Genomic DNA, 22773 nt, shown 5'->3' with positions numbered 1-22773 from the left:
AAAGATGCCTTGTATGATGGGATAATTGATGATAATAATTTTGTCCTGTCGAAAGGTGATTCCGATGCTGAAATCAAAAATCCTTATTATTTTTACACTGCTTTTTTCATTAATAGTACTGCCAGGGTGTGGAACAGATGCAGTTCAGGAAGATTTGCTGAATTATATAAATAACGAAGTACCTAAAATTGCGTCACTTGAGAAAAAAGCGATAGCTGATTATTCCGCAGTTTCAGAGGAAAACTTCCAAGATGACGATGTTATGTACGAAACATTGATCCAGAAAGTTATACCGACTTATGCACAGTTTATAGGGGAACTAGAAAAGATTAGTCCGTCTACTCCTGAAGTACAAGAAGTTCACGAACGATTTATTGCAGCTGCTACTTCTCAATATAGTGGGTTTGTCATGGTCGTATCAGCACTTGAGAAGCAAGATTATGCTGAGATTGCTAAAGCTAATGCGAATCTAGCAGAAGGAAGAAAATTAATGCGAGAGTATCACGCTGCTGTTAAAAATCTTGCTGATTCTCACGGTGTTACAATTACATTGTCTAATAACTAAGGATGTAAGATGGGTCGAATTAATGACCCATCTCTTTTTTATATGGGGGTAAACATATGGATCTTAGTTTCGAATCAAATCGTGGAACAATGAAGTGGCCGTATAATCCGCAAAAGGTTGGGAGACATATTCACCAGCACATTCGCCAGCTTCGTAAGACGTGGGTCCAACATCTATCTATCACTCCTGCACCCTTATTTTTCATAGAGATGACACGCAACCAGTCTGCCGTCTGCTTCTGTTAATGGAGGGACTTCTGTCTTGCACACGTCCATGCACGCCCAACAGCGCGGGTGAAACTTGCAGCCCTTCGGCGGATTGGATGGAGACGGCAGATCCCCTGTTAACATGATCCGTTCTTTTTTCTCGTCAGGATCAGTGATAGGAATGGCGGAGAGCAGCGACTGTGTGTAGGGATGCAGCGGACGGTGAAACAGCTCTTCTTTTTTTGCCAGCTCAATCACTTCTCCCAAGTACATCACCGCTACTCGATCGGCGATATGCTCGACGACACTCAAGTCATGCGAGATAAAAAGATACGTGAGCGAAAACTGCTCCTGTAAATCCTGAAGCAAATTGAGAATTTGCGATTGGATCGATACATCCAGAGCGGACACAGGCTCGTCAGCTATGATGAGCTTTGGCCTGAGCATCAAGGCGCGAGCAATCCCGATTCTTTGCCTTTGTCCTCCGGAAAATTCATGGGCGTATCGCGACAAATGACTTTTGTTCAAGCCGACGATCTCCAGCGTCTCTTCGATCATGGCTGCTCGCTCGCGCTTTGGGATACCATGGGCAATCAGTGGCTCTGACAAAATGTGCTGGATCGTCAGCTTTGGATTAAGGGTATCGAATGGATTTTGAAACACCATTTGCATATTACGCCGTAGCTTTTGCATGTCTGCCTTCTGTAAGCTGCGGATATTTTGACCCTCGAACACGATCTCGCCGTCTGTCGGCTCGATCAAGCGCAAAATGCATCTACCTAGTGTTGACTTGCCACAGCCTGACTCTCCCACGATTCCCAACGTTTCACCTGCATCGACTGTCACGTTCACTCCATGAACGGCGTGCACGTAACTCGGCTGCTGAAACCACCCTTTGCGGACTAGGAACTTCTTATTCAGGTTCTTCACTTGCAAAAGAGGCGTCTTCATCCATTCACCGCCGTGCTTTCCCTGTTCTCTCGATACAGCCAACAGCGGCACTCCGACTGTTGATCCACATCCAGCAACGGGGGATTTTGTTCCAAACAGACAGGCATCACCTTCTCGCATCGCGGAGCAAAGCGGCATCCCTTTGGGTAATGATCGGGGGTCGGCACACTTCCCGGGATACTATGCAATCTCTTCAAGCCTTTGGCATTATGTGGCGTTGATTGGATCAAACCCACGGTGTACGGATGCTTGGGGCTGCGCAGCAGTGTGCGAACATCAGCCGCTTCAATGACCTGCCCGGCATACATCACCAGTACCCGGTCACATGTCTCGGCGACGACGCCCAAATCATGCGTGATCATGATGAGCGACATGCCCAGCTCTCTTTGGATTTTTTTCATGACATCCAATATTTGCGCCTGGATCGTTACGTCTAGTGCAGTCGTCGGTTCGTCTGCTATCAGCAGCTTTGGATGACAGGCAATCGCCATCGCGATCATCACGCGCTGTCGCATCCCCCCTGACAGACGATGCGGGTACTCGTGATAAATTTCATTGGCACGTGAAATGCCTACCTGCGTCAACAGCTCGACCACTCTTTGTCTCGATTGGGCTCGGTTCATGCCCTCATGCTTTTCCAGTCCTTCGCTCAATTGCTTGCCGATAGTCAGTACGGGATTCAGCGAAGTCATCGGCTCCTGAAAGATCATGGCGATTTCTTTTCCCCTGACCTTCTGCATCTCTTTTTCGCTATAGCGCAAGAGATCGGCTCCGTTCAGCTGAATACGGCCTGCAATGGTTCCGTTTTTACTGAGCAAACGCATCATGGATAGAGAGGCAACGCTTTTTCCACATCCTGATTCTCCGACGATCCCGACCGATTCACCTTTTTTGACCTGTAAGCAAAGATTGTCTACCACCTTGAAAACCCTTTCATTTTTCGAAAACGTGGTAGTCAATCCTGTCACTTCCAACACGTTCGTCACGTTACTCACTCCTTTTTCGGGAACGGAAGCTCGCAAACTATGCTTTGGGGTCAAAGATATCGCGCAAGGCATCCCCGAGCAGATACACTGTAAAAACGACTACCGTAATCGCAAGACCAGGAAAAGTAGCGAGCCACCAAGCTTCTCGCAAGTAACTTTTCCCTTCGTTCAGCATCGTTCCCCACTCCGGTGTAGGAGGCTGGGCACCCAAACCGATAAAGCCCAGTGCCGAGGTCCCCAAAATGGCACTGCCTATGAACATAGTCGTATAGACGATCAGCACATTCGAGATGTTCGGAATGAACTGGCGCGTAATGATCCACCAATTCGAGCTGCCGATGGAGCGGCTTGCTTCCACATAACCGGATTGCTTGATCGAGAGTGCCGCACCACGGATCAGAATCGAAAAGGCCGGAATCGATGATATTCCGATCGCGATCATCGCATTTTCCTGACTCGGTCCGAGCACAGCTACAATGGCTAGAGCAAGCACAATGCCGGGCAATGCCAGCATGATGTCCATGATTCTCATGATCAGATTGTCGACAATTCCTCCGAGGTAAGCGCATGTCACACCAATCAGCGTTCCTGCTACAAACGTCATGACAGACGCTAACAAGGCTACGGTCAGTGTCACTCTTGTTCCGTACAGCATCCGGGATAAAATATCGCGGCCAATCGCATCTGTCCCTAGCCAAAAGTCTTTGGACGGCCCTTGCATAAATGCTTCGTAGTACGTTTTCGTAGGATCATGCGGAGCAATCCACGGCCCGATGATTCCCAGCAAAACGATGCAGAGCATCATCAGGAAGCTGTATTTCGCTTTCTTTTGTTGCATGATCTTTTCCCATAATTCGAAACGAGGTATGGACCATTGCCTGCTCCAGAACACGCTACACCCCCTCCTTCGCAGTGTAGTCAATGCGAGGATCGAGAACCGCGTACAGGACATCAATCAAAATGACAACGAGGACATACACAGCTCCAATAAACAGCGTCGTTCCTTGAATCATCGGAAAATCCCGCGAGCTAATCGCTTGAATCGCCAAAGTCCCCACCCCCGGCCAGCCAAAAACCTGCTCGATAATCACAGCCCCGCCGAGCAAGCCAGCCAGTTCCAGACCAATGACAGCCACAATTGGAATCATCACATTGCGAAAAGCGTGCCGCAGCAGCACAATTCGTTCATTCATCCCTTTCGCACGTGCTGTTCGGATATAGTCATTGGACAAAACCTCTACCATGCCAGCACGAGTGAGTCGGCTGAGTGCCGTCGCCGTCAATGTCCCCAGGGTAAACGCTGGAAGAACCATGTCTTTTAGCCCTGTCCCTCCCGCAATCGGAAACCAGCCCAAATGAACGGAGAATACAAGGATGACGAGCAAACCCAACCAAAAGCCGGGTATAGACATCCCAAAGGTGGAAAAGGTCATGATCGCCGCATCGATGGGTGTATCCTTGTGTTTTGCCGCCAGGACACCCAACCCGATACCGATCACAACTGCTACTACAAGGCTGGCTACTGCCATTTTTGCTGTCGCGGGAAAACGATCCGCAATTTCTGTGCTGACAGGTCGGCCCGTTTTCAGGGAAGTACCTAGATCCCCTTTTAAAACGCCGGAAGCATAGTCGAGATACTGAACGACTAACGGTTTGTTCAAGCCCAGCTCTTTGCGAAGCGACTCGATTTGTTCGACAGTCGCCCGCTGCCCCAGCATGATCCGCACAGGGTCACCAGGGATGAGATGAATGAGCAGAAACGTAAAAACGGAGAGTCCAAACAGGACAATGATGCCCGACAATAGGCGCTTCACGATGTACTGCTTCATGAGGTCTTCACCCAGATGTAAGAAACGGTATGAAATTGCTTCTTCTTGTTGTGTTCCTGCACTTTGCTCTCCTCCCTCTTTCTCCACTAACGACACTTGTCGTTATAGTGTCGTTATTATTTAAAAATAGTCTATTCCAAATTTACAGAAAATTCAACTCGTTTTTTCTTACTTCATTCAAAAAGAGCATGGTCCCTTTCTACCATGCCCCTTCTGAAGAATCGTTCCGTCCTCATTCCTTGCCGTGCCTCATCTGTAGCAATACGTTTGCCGTTAGCTGTGGATGGCTAAGCGGAAAATGATGCGCGACGGAGAGCCTTTCGATCTCTACATTTGCTCCCCTGAATGCATCCTCTGTTCCTTTTGTCAGCTGATACACTTTATCCTGTGTCCCCCATACGATTTGGGCTGGAAAAGGGAGAGGCTGTGTCGCTACCGCCATTTGCCGGAATTCATTCATCAAATAGCGCAGAACGTCTGTATGCGTCTGGCTGATGCGCGGGGATTTCAGGAGCTTACCTGCCCTGTCTACATAGCCTTTTGGCATTTCCTCCGTGGACTGAAATACTCCTTGCTCAAGCATTGCTTTTTCCAATTTGGCTGGCGTTACCTGCTTTTGCAAAAAACGCTGAAGGAGGGCTGGACTTTTTCCCAATCCCGCCAGCAGCAAAGAATACTTCGGCGCATGCAGGGGCGGCTGCAAAAGGTATAACTTCTCGATTTTTTCCGGTACTCGCTTTGCTGCCTCCCATGCCAAAAACCCGCCAAATGAATGTCCTGCAAGATGAACCGGGGACGGCAGCTGTCGCAATGCCTCGGCCACTGCCTCGATAAAGCCCTCGATCGGTTTTTCGTGATGGTGATAGGGCGATCTGCCAAACCCGGGCAAATCCAGTAACCATACTTCCTGTTCACCCAGCTGTTCAGCGAGCGGGAGTAAATCGCTCATCTCACTGAAAAGCCCGTGCACGAGCAGCCACGGAGTACCCGAGCCTTCTTTCTTGTACGCGGCCATGCCTGCGATTTTCTCGCGGTGAAAGCAAGGAGGTACTTTCTGATCCTTGACCGACAAACGGTAGTCGAGATCGGCAATCACACTGGGAAGATACGCCGCTACGTCGTATGCATCGATGCTTTTTTTCGCTTTCATTTGCTGAAAGGGAGCGAGCGGGAAGTCTTTCTTTACGATAAAATCCATCGAATTGGCAGGTACCCCGAGCAAGCCGCTGCCGCCGTTATGCAAGATTTTTTTCAAGACCGATACCGGGAAAGGAATGGCTGGTGGCTTCATGCGTAATTCTTTAGCCATCAACGAAATCAGCTCTGAAAAAGCTGGCGTGGCACTCCGCTCATTTAAGGCGTAATACGTTTGATGCTCGATGTGATTTGTCTCTACAATCCCCACAATGACCTGGGCAAAATCGTCGACGGAAAGCAAGGGCAGCCACCACTCCTTACCACCGGGAAGAACAGGGATCTTACCACGCCGCATGGAGCTGATCACGAGCCCGAATCCATCTGTTTGTTCTGTGTTCCCGGTGCTTCGCGGGCCTATGATCGTACACGGATTTACCACGACCAGCGGCATTCCTTTTTGATACGCCTCTTGTCTGAGGTATAGATCTGCCAGAAACTTGTATTTCTCGTAGCCCCCTGCCTCTCGATAAAAATCGGTTGGCGCAAAAACATCTGTCGCCAGCTTTCCACTCTCATCGTCAAACGGGCTCATGTAGCCAACGATATGAATCAGCTTTTCCAGACGCTGTTGTTTATGCAATTCGTTCGCTACTGCTGTGAGATGACTTGCTCCTTGTAAAATCAAGTCCCTCCCCTCCGTTTCATCCATCGAAATATCCATCGGGACACCTGCATGGATGATGATAGTTGCGCGCAATACCTGCTCGTAATCGCTCGCTGATAATCCCAAGCCCTCCTTTCGCAAATCACCCCGCACAACATTGCAATTGGATCTCTCTGTTGGTGTCATCTGCATCAGCAATTCATCCCACTTCTCAGGCGAACGAACTAGCGCCAGTACGGTATGACCAGACCGCGCCAGCTGCTTTGTTACCTCCTTGCCGATAAACCCAGTCGCACCTGTTACAAAAACGACAGCCATTGTTTCTGCCTCCTTCATTTCTAGTACTAATCAGTACTAATCAGTTTCAAAAAAATCCTACACTTGAATCAAGTGTAGAAGTGTCTGTCCAGCGTCTACGAGTACCTGTGCATGACCCTGCGATTCAGCCATGAGCATCGCTCCTTCCACAATGGTCACGAACAAGACTGCGGTTTGCGGAATCGAGATATTTTCCTTGAATTCTCCACGGGCGATTCCCTCCATGAGCAGCTTTTCCGCTAGGTTCTGCCATTCGATCAGGAACTCGTTGATTCGCGCTTTGACTTCTGGTATTTGTGCCGACAGCAAGGAAAGGATCGGACAGCCTCCTACGCAGGAGCGGCCCTCCAGTTCCTCTGCAACGGTGGTAAAAATCAGCCCCACCTGGGCGGAAACAGACAGGTCTGCCTGTTGCAGGATGACTTCCAGTGCTCCTCTCAGCACATTGATTCTGTAGCCGAGCACAGCTACGACGAGATCCTCCTTGCTTTTGAAGTGGTAGTAAATGTTGGACTTGGAGACTTTGCTATGTGCTACGACGTCATCCATGCTGGTATTCATGAGTCCTTTTTGCAAAAATAAATCGGATGCAGTGGCGATGACATGATCACGGTTTGAGGTTCGTTTCATATTAGGACTATATAGTACTAAAAGATTATTGTCAATCGTTCGAGTGGATAGTGGAGGAGAAGAAAAAGCGCAGTTCTCTTCGACTCTGACACGCCAGCAAGGGGGGAATTACTGTCCGTCTACACTTCAAAAAGGGGACCGTCGATCCAAAGCCACCCTACGGGCGGGAGTAACCCGAGGAAGAGGTGTTCGACAAGCGTGGTCCCCTTTTTGAAGTTCCGACTGGGTAGGCGTTGTCAAGGTCTACGAGCCCTGCGCTTTTTCTTCTTACCAGCTTTGTTGGCTCATCGCTACCTTTTCAAACTTCGTATAAAGAAGAAAAGGTTGATGCCGTCTAATACGGTATCAACCTTCACCCATTAACTGATCGCAAACCTGTTACATTTCGTTAAGGCAGCAAGCATGGCAATCACCAGCTCATTTTCCCGGCTATCTCGTACCCTTCTGAGATACAGGCAACGCAAAAAGTTTTTGCTGTTCACTCTTGCGATAACCTGGGTACGACTTTTCGGCAGTTCTGCACAGCTTGCGAGACCATTGATCCAATCAGTGAGCTCCTTCTCTGAGAGCAAGCCTTTGTCTATCATGGTATCTACGATGATCGCAAGTCGTTCGTCCTCTTCATCATTGAAAATGTGCTTTCCGTTATGCAGCACGTCCTGGATGGCTTGAAGAACGTCTCGCTGTACGGCTCCGTCGCTCTCTGGGCACTGCACTAGCTCTACGAATACGTCTGCTCCGTGAGCGGTACTGTGAGCCCAGCCTCCCTCGGACAAATAGCCACGCAAATCCTGTTCCTCTTGAAAATAGCGGAGCATGGCATTTTTGACGTGCTGGAAATCGGCAAGCTCCAAAAATGGCTTCTGTCTGTGACGGCGCAAAATCAATACAATCGGCAACGAAGAGAATGTCCTCGTAAATACAGATGGATCACCCTCGCTGCCGATCTGATAGAACAAATGCTTTTCGTCGGTCAGTTCTCGCAGGAGGCTGCGCAATTGCACCTCCGTCAGCTTGTCCTCGTCGAGAATCCACTAATAAAATGCCGGGTAGATGAGATTATCCCGCAATTCTAGGTCAGGGTCCCCAATGTATTGTAGCAATCGTCCGACGAAATCCTCCAGTTGTTCCCCTTCACCAATCAGATATTGTTCCTGCTCGCAGATCCAGCATGAACTGGGTTCTTGTATCGCTCACGTGTTCATCCCCCTCAACATGACCAAAATTTCCTCGATCACAATATCCGGTTCATCGTGATGAATATAATGCCCGCTACGAGTAGCCATTCTTTGTTTGCTTGAGGTTGAAAGCCGTTTGAAATCGGCTTGCAGATGTTGTTCGATTGCTAAGATTTCCTCGTTCGGCCATTCCTCGTCCCACACGTCCGGCAAGCCTCTGGTAATAATCGAGACAGGGATGTCGCTTTGCCGAAAAGAGTCAACGATCTCTTGATAGCTCCGTATCTTATCGATCTTTTCTCGATTGAGCATCGGATTCTCGTAATATTCCCGATTGGCTGCAATCAAGTTGTCAGGCAAAACCTTTTCATATGCGAGTTCCTTATATTCGGGAGCAGCGTCAACCAGAACCATCCCCGAAACAAGCTGCGGATACAAGCTGGCAAACAGTCTAGCGACCAAACCGCCAAAAGAATGTCCGACCAATATACATGGTGGTTCCACCTCAATCTCCTGGAGCAAATCATATAGCTCCTCTACCAGATCGTGACAGGTCCGCGGGATGACCGCTGCCGCTGGACTCCTGCCAATCCCCGCCCGATCATAGGATAAGGTAGACGCTTCCTGCGAGATGCGGTCTTGAATGGTCTTCCATGTCTCACCGCTATCGCCCATTCCTGCTAGGAAGATCACACTAGGTGCCCCACTCTTTCGCGAGTACAGCCTATGTATCCGTTGACACATGATCCCAGTCATCCTCCATGTAACGAACCAGCCAATTCAATGCTCTGTGTCTTTCAACGACTACTTCGTCATTCAGACCGCCCGCAACCGTGCGATTGTTGATGCGGGCATCCACGCATGCCCAGTCATAGCGGTAGATTAAATCTGCTTGGTCAAGTATCTCTTGTTTGCTTCTCACACCCGCATTGCTATAGAAGGTATCATAGTCACCTGCGCTTCTGAGAGCGTCAATCGCGGTGTTCACATCACAAATCTCATCTGGGAAATGGAGCTCTTCCACATAGCCAAGTGCCCACAGTAGTACCCAGTAGCATTCGTACATCCAAACCATCTGAATCATATCGGTTCGGTCTGGCTGTGGATCATTCAAGAAGTCTCTCTCTTTTTCCGTAAAGAATTCGGCAGCGCCAAACTGCTCAATAATGCCCTCGATGAACTCCCGCTCTTCATTGATTTGTCCGTTTTCAGCGATCCCTCCGGCATATACCGCAATCAAGCATAGTGCAATCGCTCGCTGAACCATCTCATCCTTGCTCCTGATGACAGCGTCCTCGTCCCCGACGATGACAGGAAGATGCGGGATGTACGGAATGCCTTGCTCCTGCAATAGCTTGATGCTCCGCTCCTTACGCGCTTCTCCTGACTCGGAGGGCTGAATATGTCCATCGACCAGGTCTACGCTGACCGTCACCAAAAAATCGTCCACTTCGGACTCTCCTGCCGTATTGAGAATCAGCCTTCCTTGTTTATCAAGCATGTCTCCAGTAGGGAGAAAGACGATCCCGTGTACTTCTTCGGCAATCGACATAATGGACGCAAACGTCTTCTCGTCGAATTCCTTGCTCGCTACGATTCCTACCGCCACATTGAGCGCTGTAATTTGGTACATTAGCTTTTGCTGGACCTTCTCGTGTGCCGTTTCAATCTGTGCGAAGTAGCCGTACATCCCTTTTTTCATCTGGAGAAAGGCTTCTTGGTCATCGTCCTCGCGCATAAGATTGAAGGTGATCTTGCTCTTGCTAAACCATTTTTTATCTGTCACGGTCACGGACCGTTCGTCTGCGGATACCTCTACCAATTGATCACGAAAAGCCTCGACAATGGCAGTGACGACTTTCTCGCATTGTTGGATGGAGACATAGATGGTGCATTGATTCATCTGGTAACCTCCTTTGCTGGGAAAACATTTTCAAAGTACCGAATTTTGTAATCAATATTCAATTATGGTATCCTAACCCTGTTTAATCAAGCATAAATCTTTATAGTTATCGGCGAATCTATCACGACGATTGAAGGTGAAACCTATGAAAAACGTTCTATTAGAGGAGTTCTCCCCCATTTGTCCGATTCAAGCTTTTGTCGAAGAGGATGAGAACGGCGTCTTTTTTTATTTGTGGGATTATCCCGGTGAGGAGCATGCCAGCATTCGCTCTTGTTGGGTAAGAAATTACAGACCTGCACCGGACTCGATCGATTTCGATGCCATGCAGGATGGTCAAGCTCCCATGCTTCCACGCGATTGCTGTGCTCATCCGGATGGAGCAGACAGGCTGGACCCGGAACAGCTCTCGATCGTTTGGCTGGAGGAAGGCGATGCAGCGGCACTTTTGTATGAGGATGAGGTGCTGTGTGTGATTCCCGCCTGGGCTGGCCCTTCTCCGGACGGCTCGCACTATCCTTCGTATGCGCGAGATTGCACCGGAGAATCTCATTTATGCTTTCCGCTGGGAACACCAGAAACGAACGCCATGTTTGCCCGTATCGAGGCTGCCCAGCATTTTTGGACGAGCTGGGATGGCAACCCTTGGCCTGACATCCAGCAGCAGTTCATGGATGCGATTACCTCAACTCTCGGCCCAGTTAAACAGTATTACGGCATCGACGGCGGTCACTGGCCCCCGAAAGCATTGGTCACCATCGCAAAAGGCGACGTTACCTATGCGTTGACCCTCGGCGTGTCCATATTGCGTCAGCCAAAAGTCGAGCAGTATACAGAAGAACCGGAGCAATTACGCCGATTCGAGCTGGCCTTTGCCTGCGAAACCAAATGGCTCGCCCAAAACGAACAGCAATTGCTGGCCTACATCAGCGGCCAAACCTCTCTGCCGTGGTCGTATATGACCTTCCTTGCACAAGGTCACACCATTCCGTGCCAGGAAATCAGTCAGCTTAACAGCCGTTTCTCCTCCATGCTACTCGCGAAGCCTGAGGATGCACCAACCATTCCACTTCCGCTCATGGCGGGTGATCCTGTGAATCTACTATGGATGATTCCGATTACCGCAGAGGAACAGCAGTATGCAGAAATGAACGGTTCCGAGCAATTAACTCAGCACTCCGCGGGAGATGGTACGGATTGGATCTTTAACGGGGTAGCGAAATTCATGAAGTAAACATAATTTTGAAGACAGTTTTCGCGGATTACATTCTGCGGGGACTGTTTTTTTATTATCTCCACCGTTGAAGAAGATTTTTTAATTTTGTCGTTTACATCTTGTAAATCAACGTTTAAATTGGTGTACAAAAGTTGCGTCAGAAGAAGCGCATTTCCAGTCCAAGCGCCTCTGGAGCCCAACCTAGCTCTGAAATAAATAGCGGGGGTTTTCAGCTTGCTTCTCCCCCACAACAGCTACTATTATCAAAACAAAAAACCACCCTACTCAGGTGGTTCCAGTCACTACAAATCAAGCAGCTCCATTCTCTCCATCTCTTTCTTCCTCTTCGCCTTCATCGCTCTTCTGCCGTCCGACCAAGCCAATGATAGAATCACGAGCCCACCAATGCCTACCAAAACTACTGTAAGCTCACTGCCTTCTTTAAATAACCCAGTCGTATAACCGTAGACCAAATACCCAAGAAAGCCAGCAGGGATAACTGCCCCCCAATAAGCTTGATTCATTTTGCCGACGATATTTTGTAAGCCCACAATACCGAGCCCAACCAAAAATTGAATCATCCCCGTACTCATCTGCTTTCATCTCTTTCTTGTTTATATTTTTCAATAACGAGCTTGGCTACCTCCAAACTCATCCGTTCGTCAATGACCAGGTTTTTGATCATTTGCACGAACTCTACTTCCGCTTCCTTGCTATGTAATTCGATCTTTTTAATGATTCGGTCGAGCTTGGCCCTCACCGTTGGGTACGATACACCGTACTCATCAGCCATACCCTTGAGAGAGCCCGAACTGATAATGAACTTCCTGATAAATTCTAGGGTCTCCTTGTCCAGAGCTAACACCCAAGATGGAATTTCGTCGCGTTCCATGAATCGCCTCGCCCCCTGTCTTTAATTATATTAATTAAAACTTTAGTTTTATTCAAGTGTTTTTTAATAAAATGAAAATTAACCATAAAAAAGGAGCATCCTCACCTGATGCTCCTGCTCATGTCCTCATCCTTTTACAAAACCTTCTTTAGTCGAATATTCATCCAATGTGCCCCACTCTCATTATTGCCCAAATACATTGAGTTCAGCCGCACTTGTCCATGGGTTATTGTTTATCTCGCTTAAGGCACGCAGTTTCATATAGCGACCTGTCTTGGCTGCAAAGCTGACTTCTTTCAACGTGGTATCATTTGCAAAGGTACCTGTGGCTACAGCTGTTCCCCAATTCACTCCATCACTACTGACGTAGAACTCATAGTTCTTGATCGTTCCGTTCACTTGACCATCTTGTCTGGGCAGGTAACTGAATTTGGAAATGCTATACGTTGCACCCAAGTCAATTTGAATCTCGTGCGGCATTGGAGCTACGGGGCTCCATTTCGTGTGCCAAAACGTGTTGTTGTTTCCATCAAAGGCTTTCGGGGCTTCATTGTACAATTCATCGCTGTCTACATATTTTAGCGTCCAATTCGTTTGCGGAATCAGACTGGCTCCTCCTGCTGTGACTGCTACATTTACATTCATGGCAGAATTACTTGTGCTTGTCGTCGTAATCGTTACTCCCGAATTTTCTCCAGGGTAGGTATTACTGTTCGGATTGGTGTTTGGACCAAAGGAAGCAGCATGATTATTATTCGTATAATAGAATGGGTCTTGGTATTCACTTACGGATTGCTCTATGTCAATGAAAGGATGCGGATCACTCGTGTTATTATTCATAGATTCATCAATGTGCCAAACCGCGATGCCACCAGAATCTGTTTGCAAACTAGCATCATATCCAACTTTTTCGCGATTCTCAACTAAAAAATACGTATTATCCTTTAAAGGAACTTTTAAAACATTATAATTATTCGGGATGGCTTGTAGCGTAAAATTGCTAGTGGCATTTACTACAGTTGGTGTTACAAATCCTAATTTTGCTTTTGACCAGGCATCCATATGAGTGGGTGTAGTTCCAGGATCTTCCCCTTGGAGATTATTCCAGGTTCCATTTGCCATTATACTTAGACCACTCACATGATTATTAGCACCATAGAGATCTGGAAGGCCCAAGGAATGACCCAATTCATGAGCAGTGATACCCATCGTTGCCATATGACCAAATTGTTTTTCACCCTGCGTCGTATACATACCTGATACCGTAACACCATCATGATTTGTGTTGGGAGCATACCACTGATGTGCCCAAATATTTGGTGCTGCACCACCACTAGCCTCTTCATTACCAGCAAGAACAGTTACAATGTAGAAGCTATCTTTAGAGTCGATGACTTGGTCATTATTTGTATCAAAACTAGCAAAATTCACCACAGGATCCGCTTTATCCAGTGCATCTGTTATAACCGTCCTAATGTCTTTTCCCGATGTATCCGGATGGGCGTAATCTAATTTTACTTTCACAACTCCATCATTTTGCGTACCATACATTTCGGATGCTGGGGTGATCTGAGCTTTTCCATTACTCACTTCATTATAGTAATTCTTTACCGACTTTTGATTTGCAGAAAAGAATTTGTTGCTCCAATCGTTGTCATTATAGGCGATATCAACATCTGTAAATCCAATTAACAAAACAAGCAATTTTTGGGCTCCTGTAACTGGCGTGATACTTCCGTCGATATTTTTTTCTGGCGATCCCGAAAATTCTTGTTGAAGCTCATTCATGAACTCCTGTTTTTTATTTGCTTGAGGGTCATACTCATTTATCCATTCCATCAAATTTTTCTCATTTACTGCTTCTGAAGGCTTTTCGTCAATTTTATATTTTATCCCCGTCGATTGCAGATCATTTGATGTAAGTTCAGCGTAATTCCAATATCCCTCCTGATCTTGTAAAAGTACATCGCCATCCTTTGTGCTCGCCCAATGGAACCATTCATCTCCATGCATCACGGCTTGAAACGATTCACCAGACGGTTGCTTCATTTTGACAACTCCATCGTATGCGGGTGCGGCAAAACCATCCGTTTGAAAGTACAAAACACAGATCAAAGAAAAAACAGACGTGAACAGGCCTTTAAAACTTCTTTGCATAAATGTTCCTCCCGATTTAGAAGTTGTTATCCTGTTGGAATGGTTTCCTCTATAGATTCATGAAGATCGCCCCCTTTTAATGGCATCCTGAATATTCCGTTGATAAATGGACCTGATTCATACGTAGAATGAATCGACAGATCATCTATACAGAACTACCAGAATGCCCTTACCTACATTATTGGGAAATTTTGGCAACATGTTAACTTTTTCTATAAATCGGGGATTTTTTTTTATCATTAACTAATAAAGCGCCCCCGTTTGGGACTTTCACCCTAGAGCGACGCCCATGCTAGGTGTACTAAAAAAAAGCCGATATTGCTGCGAGAGCAAATCGGCTGTTACGTCATTTATTGGCGGGACACCTTGACGAGCTTCCCTGTCGAAGCATCGATAAAGCTATAGCCACTCTTCCATTTGCGCTGATAGACCAGTTGAGGTTCGGGAGCTCTTTGACCATCATACTGCTCCCACACATAGACCAGTTCCAGGTCAATTTCTTGTTGGATCGTTTCTTTTGCTTCTGCTTCACTTACAATTTTCTTGGAATCGGGAAGGGTAATGCCCGGGTTGAGAGGGTGGAGGTTTAACTCTGTAATCGTGCCCGTTGCCTTGTCTACCCCCACCCTATAAGACTCATCAGACACTTCGATCCCGTTGCGTTTTGCGAGGAAAGTGAATGAATACGCTTTATCCTCTTCCTTATCCAGCTTGTTCTTGTCTACCCACTCCGGAATATCTTCTTCAGGAGACTCCACGATAAGCGTTAGCTCCGTTAACGCCGGGTCAAGATAAGGTACGAGTGCTGCGATCGCCTTTTTCTTCGCTTCCTCTACACTGATTTTCTGCTCTGTTTTTCGTTCATCCGGGAAATTCAGATCGAAGTCGATGAGCCGATCACTCTGTTCATCTGTAATGAGGCTAACCATATCAAATGCAGGCATACCTTTATTTGAATCGTTCATCCACTGATAGGATTCGATTGTCTGAAGTCCTTCTGATAGATTGTCCTTGTGATCATCGTATTCAAAGGTCGCACCAGAAACATCAATACCAAACTGTGTTTTCAGCCATTTCTCTCCTTGTTCGCGGGAAGCTATTTTGATGCTTTTCCCTTCTCCTTTTACATGAACACTCTCCCTTGCCATTTCGGTTTCTTCCCCTGTGACTTTGCCGGTCAGAGCATCGATCCAACCAATGGTATTCAGTTGATAAATAAGCATCGGTTTCTTTTCTGCCGGTTTTCCATTTTGAGCATAGGAAATCGGCTGCTCCAATACGTATGCCAGGTCCATCTTAAGCTTGTCCTTATAGATTTTGCTTGCTTCCTCAAGTGTTATCGCTTTTTTCGGATCAGGCCAATTCACTTTGCTAGGATCGATGAAATGATACGCTTCATAGCGAATAATATGGCCAGCATGATCAACGGATACGGAGATAGAGCTGTTGGACAGAGGGAGGTCATTGATGAGAGAGTGGTATTTCACGGTGGAGCGAGCCCATTCCAGCTTGTTGCCCTTGCCGTCACCTGATCCTGCTTTTCCCCTACCGAGATTTTGTTCGGCTTTCAGCTGTTTTGCTTCCGTACCGAATAAGTCCTCGATAAAAGTGGAAGCCTTGTCTCTGGCAAGCTTTTCTTCCGGATACTCGGTTGAAGCCCATGCTGGATTTTGGATATCCATGAAAAGCAGTCTGCCCGTCTGTGCATCCAGCTCAAGGCTAACGGATGAGTATGCGTCATACTCTTCTTTTTCATCTGTTTTTGGCCTGTTGGTGAAGTGCAAGCTCCAGATTGGTTCTGGATAACGGCGAAAGGTGTCTTCCTCATAACGTTTATCAATTAGTCGATACCCTTTCAACTCTGGAATCGCCTCAAACAGCTTGTCCAGAGAATTCTGAACATCTTGGGAATAATCATTTTTTCGAGACTCTTCCTTTTTCACATCGCTTGCTGCTTGTACCGTTGGTTGATGGGTAGTCCATGCAGATGCAGAGGCAAGTAAGCACGCCGCTATAACCGTCATCATGGATGGATTGAGTTTCATTGGGCACCTCCAAATAGTGTTCAGATTTGCGGATAAGTTCGGTTTGACCTTACCAATGGTAAGACGGAGGGGCAATTATTTGAGTCACATATTATTCCATTTCTTTAATATAATCCCTTATCCTTCATGTAAAAATGAATTATGCCGATCGGGGAATACCTGTTCTAATTTGTCTAATTTGTCTCTGTGAACATTTCGTTGTGTTTCTTATGGATTGCTATTTTACTTCCCCCGAGCCAATAAAAACCCGCCCCTCTTGATGAGAAGCGGGATCACCTATGTCTATTTGAATGCCTTTCCTGTTACCGTATCCATCCTAAAGCCAGAAATCATGTTCATCGTAAAAACCAGAAGTGGCTTTTGTTGCAGCACCCCATCTGCTACCGGAAGCACATATCCCAATTCAACCGGATGGCTCTGCAAAAATCGCTTGGCTGCTTCTTCCCTCGATAGGACTGTATCCAATTCCGGGAAAGATTCAGTTGGACTCGTGAAATAGTCCATGAAATTGACAATCTCCCCGTTTTGCCCATCCACATTGACGAGGTAATGCTGATCAGCAACGATCACGCCATTATGAAGGGTGTAAAAGCTGAAGCTGTACGCCGTTGCAGAAGGCATCGATATCTGGGTCTCGTCGATCTTCAATTCCTCCACACGGCTGTCCAGATAAGGCTGCAAAAACTGAACGGCTTTTTCTTTGGCCTCGTCATAGCTAAGCTGGGCATTTACTGGATGGTTCTGATGCTGTATGGAGCTGACCGTCTCTTTACTACGGCGCACCTGAAAGCCTGTGATTACCCCGTTGTTTGAGTAGACGGTGACTCTGCCTAGCCCTTCCTTGGCCTTGTAGGTCGTCATCTGCTCGCCCTTGATCTTCTTATCGCCACCAGTGAGGATAAATTCATCCAGCTTCACCTGAAACTGTTCCGCCACAGCCCTCGCCACTTCTTCCTCCGTTTGCACCGTGACCTTCTTGCCTCCAGGGGTTACCGGGATCGGAGCGGAGTATCGGCTTTTATAGGACGCTTCCCCCCAAACCTCTTCTCCTGTCACCGCATTCACGTATCCAGTCGTCTGAAGAGAATACGTCAGCGCTGGCTTCCCAGTATGTCTCGAACTCGCAAAATAGGTAAGCTCCATCAGCGACGCGACTTTCTCCGAGAGTTCTTCTTCAGACAATACAGCGTTCGGTTTGGCAAACGACTCCGCCGATATTTGCAGTGGCGCCGCTTCAAACGTATTGACATAGGTGACACCATTACGGTTTACACCAACGACGTATCGATCCGAGAAAACGGGCAATCCATTTGCATAGCGCGTATAGGTCACCGCATCCCAATCATTGCCGCTGGTTTGACTCGCTCGGTACTGCTTGAATTCGTCTCCCAACAGCGCTTGCAAAAAGGCAGCAGATACTCGCTTCGCTTGTTCTTCTGTAGAAGGGGCCCCTTCATCCATCGCTTTCTCATTTTCGTAGCGGCTCATTTTCCCCGTGACTGCCACCATCTCCACAGATGCGTAACGCTGTTCTGTTCCTTGCTCCTTTTGATAGAAGACAATCTCATAGATCCCATCTTCTTTTCCGATGATTTTGGGTTCCATCGTCTTTAGTTCCGGAACGAGATTGAACAGTTTTTCCAAGGTTTGCTTTGCGGCAGGGGATACTTCCGCCAGCTTCAGCTGCTGACCCTTCAACACGAGCGGAACTTCTGGCTGCATCGTCATGATAGATTCCGGATGGGTAATCAGCCGGGTAAACATCGGCGCCAGCAAAAAGACTGCGAGCAGCACCGCTGCGGATAATCCCAGTCGAATTGTCGTGCGTCGCGTTTTACTTCTGCTGCGATGCTGTTGATCGACCTCGACCAGCTTTCTTTCCAATGTGTGCAAAAACTCGCTGCGGGGGACTGCATCCGGTCTGTTCCGAAATTCCTGTAACACTTCTTCATCGCTAGGAAATTTCATGCACACCAGCCCCCTTTTCATAAATGTGTAACGCCGTTTCTTTTACCATTTTCATCGCGCGGTGAAAGTCTACCTTGACCTTCGCCTCTGTGCAGCCGAGAATTTCCGCTGTTTCCTTCACCGTATACTCTCTGATTCCCCGCAATACGATGACGTTTCGGTACTTGGGCTTCAGTTGCAGCAACGCTTTTTCAAAATGAGTACGTTCCTCTTTATCCTGCAACTCTTTTTCCGGCAAACCCTCTGAGCTGGGCAACAGCTTTAGCAAGGTCCCGGCAAAAATCGTTTGTAGCCGTTTCTTTCTGTATTCATCGATAGCGACATGCTTGGCAATATGTAAAATCCAAGTGCGCATACTCGAGCGCTCCTCAAATCTATGCAAGGATTTAATGACGCGAACAAACACTTCTTGGGTCAAATCCTCTGCGGCTTCCCGACTTCCGATAAAATGATAGAGATACTGATAGACTTCTTTGGAATACATCCTGTATATCCCTGATATGTCTTGCTGACCTCGATCTTCTCGAGCATCCAAGGCTACTTCCTCCTCTTCTCGCGACAGGACATGATGGAATCCCGCTTCTCATAATGGGAAGCGGGATCGAATACGATTATTTGAATGACTTTCCTGTTACCGCATCAAGTAAGAAGTAAGAAACCGTGTCGATGGAATAAACCAGACTAGGCTTTGCTTGCACCTTCTCGTTCTGAACAGGGAACATGTACCCGAGCACAGCAGGACGGTCTTTCAAAAACTGTTTGGCGGCTGCTTCTTTGGAAATGGCGGTCTTTTTGTCCGGGAACGGAGCAGTAGGCTTCGTAAAGTAGTCCATAAAATTTACGATTTCCCCGGTCTGTCCGTCTACGTTGACGAGGTATTGCTGGTCTGTCACGACCACACCGTCATGCAGAGCGTAGAAGCTAAAGCTGTATGCCGTTGCAGAAGGCATCATGATCTTGGTCTGATCGATCTTCAGCTCTTTCACACTAACGTCGAGGTACGGCTGCAAAAACTGCATCGCTTTTTCCTTTGCCTGTTCGTACGAAAGCTGGGCATTTGCCAGTTTGTTACCATGCTGTATGGCATTGCCCATCTCGACTTTCCCACGGACTTGAAAGCCGGTCACTTCGTTGTTGTTCGTATAGACCGTGATTCTGCCGTCTCTTCCCTTGGACCTGTAAATCGTTTCCCCTTCCCCTTTCATTTCCGCTGGGGTATGCGCATCCCTCTCTAACTCGATTCCATCCATTTTGATTTGAAATTGTTCTGTCAACACCTTCACAGCTTCATCGGCATTGCTGACTGTGAGCTTTTTGCCGCCTGGCTTGACAGCAATGACATCCGAGTAACGGCTTTTAAGGGAAGAGGCACTCTCGAATTCTTCTCCTGTCACAGCATCCAAGTATCCGGTCGACTCTAGCGAGTATTTCAAAGCCGGCTTTCCTGTCTCCTTTTTATGCGCGGAATAAGTGAGCTCCATGAGCGAAGCGATTTTCCCCGTCACTTCTTCTTTGGACATTACCTTTCCTGGCTTGGCAAACAAGGAGGAGTCTGCTCGTAGTGGAGCACCTTCAAACGTATTCACGTACATGACACTCGTATTATTGACGCCAACGACATAACGATCGGTAAAAACAGGTACACCATGCTCATGGCGCGTGTAGGTGACAGCATCCCATTCACCCTTTGTTGTCTGGGTAGCTTTGTACTTTTTGAAGTCGTCGCCCAAGAGCTTTTGTAAAAATGCCGCAGATTTTTGTTTGGCAACCGCCTCCGATGGCTGATTGTTTTGCTTCTGCATTTCCTGTTCGTTTTCGTAGCGATGCAAAGCACCTGTCGTTGCATCCAAGCCCACCATGGCATACAGCTCCATCTTGCCTGGAGCAATTCCTTTGTCAAAGCGCAGCTCGTAGACACCGTTTTTCAGTCCGGTAATCTTTTTGTCCGTATTTTTCAATTCAGGCTGGATGGCGTAGAGCGTCTGGAGTGTTTTTTCCGCTGCTGACGAGAGCTTCGCTTCCTGCCCTTGATTGGTCGCAGCTTGTACGGTCATCGTTTGTGGTTGCAGCCATAGCGGAGTTGTCGCCAACAGGCTTGCTATGAAAAACGTACTTGCCAATTTCTTTTTATGTTTCACAGTTGTTCCCTCCCGAGGAATTTTGTGTTTGTTTTTTTGTCCTATGTAATAGTCGAAAAAACCACAGGGAGGTTACAAAATAAAAAAACCACCTTTTCAGGCGGCTGTTTTCATGACCCATGAGCAGTAGATAGAGACTCTTCTGGTACCGCTGTTTGAAAATGTGCTCCCCATTCTCGCAAATACTCAATGACAGGTCCCAAGCCTTGCCCCAGCTCGGTCAACTCGTACTCTACTTTTGGCGGAACGACAGGATACACTTCACGCTTGACGATTCCTGCTTCCTCCAACTCTCGCAATTGCTCTGCCAGCATTTTATGATTCACACCGATTATATTTTTCTTTAACTCTCCGTACCTTTTTTTCCCTTTAAGCAACTGACAAATGATCGATACCTTCCATCTACCCGCAAAAACCGAGATGGCAAGCTCGATCGGGCAAGGATATTCCTTGCCATTTAATAGGTACATCATCGATGGCCTCTTCTTCATCCCACTCACTTCCCTTTTCGTAAGTATTAACCGAAAAAGTGCGTACTTACTTTTCTTCAGTGTATTTGGTATGCTCCGTTTTGTAAAACACTTTTAAAGGAGGCAGCTCATAGAAAAGCACGTTCGAGTGGGCCAAGTGGAAATCGCCCATTTTCTATCATCGGTTTCATAAACTTATTCGAAAGTAGGATGACATCATGCGTAAAGATCAAATCATAGAAGCTTATCAATTCAGACATGCCTGCAAAGAGTTTGATGCAGCTAAAAAAATTACCGTTGAAGACTTTGATTTTATTATGGAGACTGCTCGCCTGTCGCCCAGCTCCTTTGGTTTTGAACCATGGAACTTCCTCGTGCTGCAAGACCCGACTCTTAGAGAGAAGCTGTTGCCGGTCGCATGGGGTGCCCAAAAGCAACTGCCGACCGCAAGCCATTTTGTCATCATACTGGCACGGACCAAACAAGAAATGGCCGCTGATTCCGAATATATCCAGCATATCATGAAAGACACGCAGGACTTGCCTGAAAACGTCGTACAGCAAAAAGGCGCGGCTTACGATCACTTCCTGAAAAACGATTTCTCCCTGTTTGACGACGAGCGAGTCATGTTCCAATGGGCATCCAGACAGACCTATATCGCACTTGGCAATATGATGACGTCTGCTGCCATGATCGGCATTGATTCCTGCCCCATTGAAGGCTTTGCAAAAGAAAAAGTCGAGGATATCCTTGCGGCGGAGGGGCTCCTCGACAGAGAACGCTTCGGCGTCGCTTGCATGGTGGCTTTTGGCTACCGAAAAAATGAACCCCGTGCGAAAACCAGACAAGCGAAAGAAGAGATTATTCGTTTTATCGGGTAAAACCAACGATTGGCTCCACCTAAAAAGCATTCGTATTCCGAATGCTTTTTGGCGTTTCATATCCATAGCAAATGTGAACAAATGGTGAATAATCACCTCAATATATTTACAATTATACAAATAATTGATGCCTTATATTTGTCCTAAACCTTACATAATATGGAGGTATTTACATGAAAAAGTTTGCTGCTACTGGTCTACTTGCCTTAACACTCGTATTAGTTACATCTGCATCCGCCTTTGCTGCCGTATACCCTGATAATGAACCAAACAATAGCAGAGACACCGCAAATACTTTTCATGTAGCTGACGGAAATCAAATTAATGGTAATCTGGACAGACATAACGGAGATCATCAAGATTACTTCAAATTTACGCCTGCCACAAATCAAAAAGTGCGTTTTCAAATCGCCTACTCCAAAGCTAATAAACAAGAGTTTAAGTTGGTTTTGTTAGGCAAAGATGAAACTACATTAAATAAAGACTACTTCGATGTACAATTAGAAGCTGGAAGAGAATACACGTTACGAGTTGAAGGACACTCCTACGATTTAGATAACAACAACTTCAATTATTCTGTATACACTTACGTGTTACCAAACTAATAAACATGAAAAAGTCGCCAAAAATGGCGACTTT

At 47.0% G+C, this 22773-nt stretch carries 20 protein-coding genes and 1 pseudogene; 4 read left to right on the top strand and 17 right to left on the bottom strand.

Annotated features, from left to right (window positions below):
- Positions 1-64 precede the first annotated feature (64 nt).
- Complete coding sequence (locus tag E8L90_RS27090) at positions 65-565, top strand: hypothetical protein (protein WP_244297407.1); 501 nt, start codon at positions 65-67, stop codon at positions 563-565.
- A gap of 194 nt (positions 566-759) precedes the next feature.
- Here E8L90_RS27090 and E8L90_RS27085 read toward each other — a convergent pair whose 3' ends face one another.
- The 9 genes and pseudogenes from E8L90_RS27085 to E8L90_RS27045 form a co-directional block, all read right to left on the bottom strand.
- Entirely contained in the window at positions 760-1722 is a 963-nt protein-coding gene (locus E8L90_RS27085; RefSeq protein ID WP_137033628.1) for an ABC transporter ATP-binding protein, read from the bottom strand.
- Complete coding sequence (locus tag E8L90_RS27080; RefSeq protein ID WP_137032356.1) at positions 1719-2708, bottom strand: ABC transporter ATP-binding protein; 990 nt, start codon at positions 2706-2708, stop codon at positions 1719-1721. The genes E8L90_RS27085 and E8L90_RS27080 overlap by 4 nt, the downstream gene beginning before the upstream one ends.
- A 37-nt stretch (positions 2709-2745) precedes the next feature.
- A complete protein-coding gene (locus E8L90_RS27075) occupies positions 2746-3600 on the bottom strand; it encodes an ABC transporter permease (protein ID WP_137032354.1) in 855 nt (284 codons plus the stop codon).
- Between the two features lies 1 nt (position 3601).
- Positions 3602-4537 carry a nickel ABC transporter permease gene (nikB, locus tag E8L90_RS27070; RefSeq protein ID WP_137033629.1) on the bottom strand — a complete coding sequence of 312 codons (936 nt, stop codon included), beginning with the start codon at positions 4535-4537 and terminating at the stop codon, positions 3602-3604.
- A gap of 232 nt (positions 4538-4769) precedes the next feature.
- Positions 4770-6656, bottom strand: coding sequence for an alpha/beta fold hydrolase (locus tag E8L90_RS27065; RefSeq protein ID WP_137032352.1), 1887 nt, complete (start codon positions 6654-6656; stop codon positions 4770-4772).
- 57 nt (positions 6657-6713) lie between these two features.
- Positions 6714-7286 carry a TetR/AcrR family transcriptional regulator gene (locus E8L90_RS27060; protein WP_137032350.1) on the bottom strand — a complete coding sequence of 191 codons (573 nt, stop codon included), beginning with the start codon at positions 7284-7286 and terminating at the stop codon, positions 6714-6716.
- 359 nt (positions 7287-7645) lie between these two features.
- Positions 7646-8483, bottom strand: a pseudogene (locus E8L90_RS27055) (DUF2785 domain-containing protein).
- A complete protein-coding gene (locus E8L90_RS27050; protein ID WP_137032348.1) occupies positions 8480-9208 on the bottom strand; it encodes an alpha/beta fold hydrolase in 729 nt (242 codons plus the stop codon). The pseudogene E8L90_RS27055 and the gene E8L90_RS27050 overlap by 4 nt, the downstream one beginning before the upstream one ends.
- On the bottom strand, positions 9189-10367 hold the full coding sequence (locus E8L90_RS27045; protein ID WP_137032346.1) for a DUF4272 domain-containing protein: 1179 nt from the start codon (positions 10365-10367) through the stop codon (positions 9189-9191). The genes E8L90_RS27050 and E8L90_RS27045 overlap by 20 nt, the downstream gene beginning before the upstream one ends.
- A gap of 145 nt (positions 10368-10512) precedes the next feature.
- On the opposite strand from E8L90_RS27045, the gene E8L90_RS27040 reads away from it, so the two are divergent.
- Complete coding sequence (locus E8L90_RS27040) at positions 10513-11601, top strand: suppressor of fused domain protein (RefSeq protein WP_137032344.1); 1089 nt, start codon at positions 10513-10515, stop codon at positions 11599-11601.
- A gap of 284 nt (positions 11602-11885) precedes the next feature.
- Here E8L90_RS27040 and E8L90_RS27035 read toward each other — a convergent pair whose 3' ends face one another.
- From E8L90_RS27035 to E8L90_RS27000, 8 genes are all read right to left on the bottom strand, one after another.
- Positions 11886-12176, bottom strand: coding sequence for a hypothetical protein (locus E8L90_RS27035; protein ID WP_137032342.1), 291 nt, complete (start codon positions 12174-12176; stop codon positions 11886-11888).
- A complete protein-coding gene (locus E8L90_RS27030) occupies positions 12173-12475 on the bottom strand; it encodes a DUF2089 family protein (protein ID WP_106835778.1) in 303 nt (100 codons plus the stop codon). The genes E8L90_RS27035 and E8L90_RS27030 overlap by 4 nt, the downstream gene beginning before the upstream one ends.
- Positions 12476-12658: 183 nt before the next feature.
- Positions 12659-14632, bottom strand: coding sequence for a M6 family metalloprotease domain-containing protein (locus E8L90_RS27025; RefSeq protein WP_137032340.1), 1974 nt, complete (start codon positions 14630-14632; stop codon positions 12659-12661).
- Between the two features lie 350 nt (positions 14633-14982).
- Positions 14983-16677, bottom strand: a complete 1695-nt coding sequence (locus E8L90_RS27020; RefSeq protein WP_137032338.1) for a YcdB/YcdC domain-containing protein — start codon at positions 16675-16677, stop codon at positions 14983-14985.
- A 282-nt stretch (positions 16678-16959) separates the two neighbouring features.
- A complete protein-coding gene (locus E8L90_RS27015) occupies positions 16960-18645 on the bottom strand; it encodes a YcdB/YcdC domain-containing protein (RefSeq protein ID WP_137032337.1) in 1686 nt (561 codons plus the stop codon).
- Positions 18632-19180, bottom strand: coding sequence for an RNA polymerase sigma factor (locus E8L90_RS27010; protein WP_137032335.1), 549 nt, complete (start codon positions 19178-19180; stop codon positions 18632-18634). The genes E8L90_RS27015 and E8L90_RS27010 overlap by 14 nt, the downstream gene beginning before the upstream one ends.
- A gap of 76 nt (positions 19181-19256) precedes the next feature.
- Complete coding sequence (locus tag E8L90_RS27005) at positions 19257-20783, bottom strand: YcdB/YcdC domain-containing protein (protein WP_137032333.1); 1527 nt, start codon at positions 20781-20783, stop codon at positions 19257-19259.
- 110 nt (positions 20784-20893) lie between these two features.
- Positions 20894-21256, bottom strand: a complete 363-nt coding sequence (locus E8L90_RS27000) for a winged helix-turn-helix transcriptional regulator (protein ID WP_279633697.1) — start codon at positions 21254-21256, stop codon at positions 20894-20896.
- A 215-nt stretch (positions 21257-21471) separates the two neighbouring features.
- On the opposite strand from E8L90_RS27000, the gene E8L90_RS26995 reads away from it, so the two are divergent.
- Both E8L90_RS26995 and E8L90_RS26990 read left to right on the top strand, forming a co-directional pair.
- Positions 21472-22134 (top strand): NAD(P)H-dependent oxidoreductase, encoded by a 663-nt coding sequence (locus E8L90_RS26995; RefSeq protein WP_137032330.1) that lies wholly within the window; start codon positions 21472-21474, stop codon positions 22132-22134.
- A 173-nt stretch (positions 22135-22307) separates the two neighbouring features.
- Positions 22308-22739, top strand: a complete 432-nt coding sequence (locus E8L90_RS26990) for a hypothetical protein (RefSeq protein WP_137032328.1) — start codon at positions 22308-22310, stop codon at positions 22737-22739.
- Positions 22740-22773 lie beyond the last annotated feature (34 nt).

Origin of the sequence: Brevibacillus antibioticus (assembly GCF_005217615.1) — a bacterium.
Taxonomy (GTDB): domain Bacteria; phylum Bacillota; class Bacilli; order Brevibacillales; family Brevibacillaceae; genus Brevibacillus; species Brevibacillus antibioticus.
The sequence above is the reverse complement of the archived record's forward strand: the minus strand, read 5'-3'. Positions and strand labels throughout refer to the sequence as shown.

Coding starts and splice junctions, on each gene's coding strand:
- E8L90_RS27090 (WP_244297407.1), top strand. CDS start 65: ATGCTGAAATCAAAAATCCTTATTATTTTTACACTGCTTTTTTCATTA.
- E8L90_RS27085 (WP_137033628.1), bottom strand. CDS start 1,722: ATGAAGACGCCTCTTTTGCAAGTGAAGAACCTGAATAAGAAGTTCCTA.
- nikB (WP_137033629.1), bottom strand. CDS start 4,537: ATGAAGCAGTACATCGTGAAGCGCCTATTGTCGGGCATCATTGTCCTG.
- E8L90_RS27065 (WP_137032352.1), bottom strand. CDS start 6,656: ATGGCTGTCGTTTTTGTAACAGGTGCGACTGGGTTTATCGGCAAGGAG.
- E8L90_RS27060 (WP_137032350.1), bottom strand. CDS start 7,286: ATGAAACGAACCTCAAACCGTGATCATGTCATCGCCACTGCATCCGAT.
- E8L90_RS27050 (WP_137032348.1), bottom strand. CDS start 9,208: ATGTGTCAACGGATACATAGGCTGTACTCGCGAAAGAGTGGGGCACCT.
- E8L90_RS27045 (WP_137032346.1), bottom strand. CDS start 10,367: ATGAATCAATGCACCATCTATGTCTCCATCCAACAATGCGAGAAAGTC.
- E8L90_RS27040 (WP_137032344.1), top strand. CDS start 10,513: ATGAAAAACGTTCTATTAGAGGAGTTCTCCCCCATTTGTCCGATTCAA.
- E8L90_RS27035 (WP_137032342.1), bottom strand. CDS start 12,176: ATGAGTACGGGGATGATTCAATTTTTGGTTGGGCTCGGTATTGTGGGC.
- E8L90_RS27030 (WP_106835778.1), bottom strand. CDS start 12,475: ATGGAACGCGACGAAATTCCATCTTGGGTGTTAGCTCTGGACAAGGAG.
- E8L90_RS27025 (WP_137032340.1), bottom strand. CDS start 14,632: ATGCAAAGAAGTTTTAAAGGCCTGTTCACGTCTGTTTTTTCTTTGATC.
- E8L90_RS27020 (WP_137032338.1), bottom strand. CDS start 16,677: ATGAAACTCAATCCATCCATGATGACGGTTATAGCGGCGTGCTTACTT.
- E8L90_RS27015 (WP_137032337.1), bottom strand. CDS start 18,645: ATGAAATTTCCTAGCGATGAAGAAGTGTTACAGGAATTTCGGAACAGA.
- E8L90_RS27000 (WP_279633697.1), bottom strand. CDS start 21,256: ATGATGTACCTATTAAATGGCAAGGAATATCCTTGCCCGATCGAGCTT.
- E8L90_RS26995 (WP_137032330.1), top strand. CDS start 21,472: ATGCGTAAAGATCAAATCATAGAAGCTTATCAATTCAGACATGCCTGC.
- E8L90_RS26990 (WP_137032328.1), top strand. CDS start 22,308: ATGAAAAAGTTTGCTGCTACTGGTCTACTTGCCTTAACACTCGTATTA.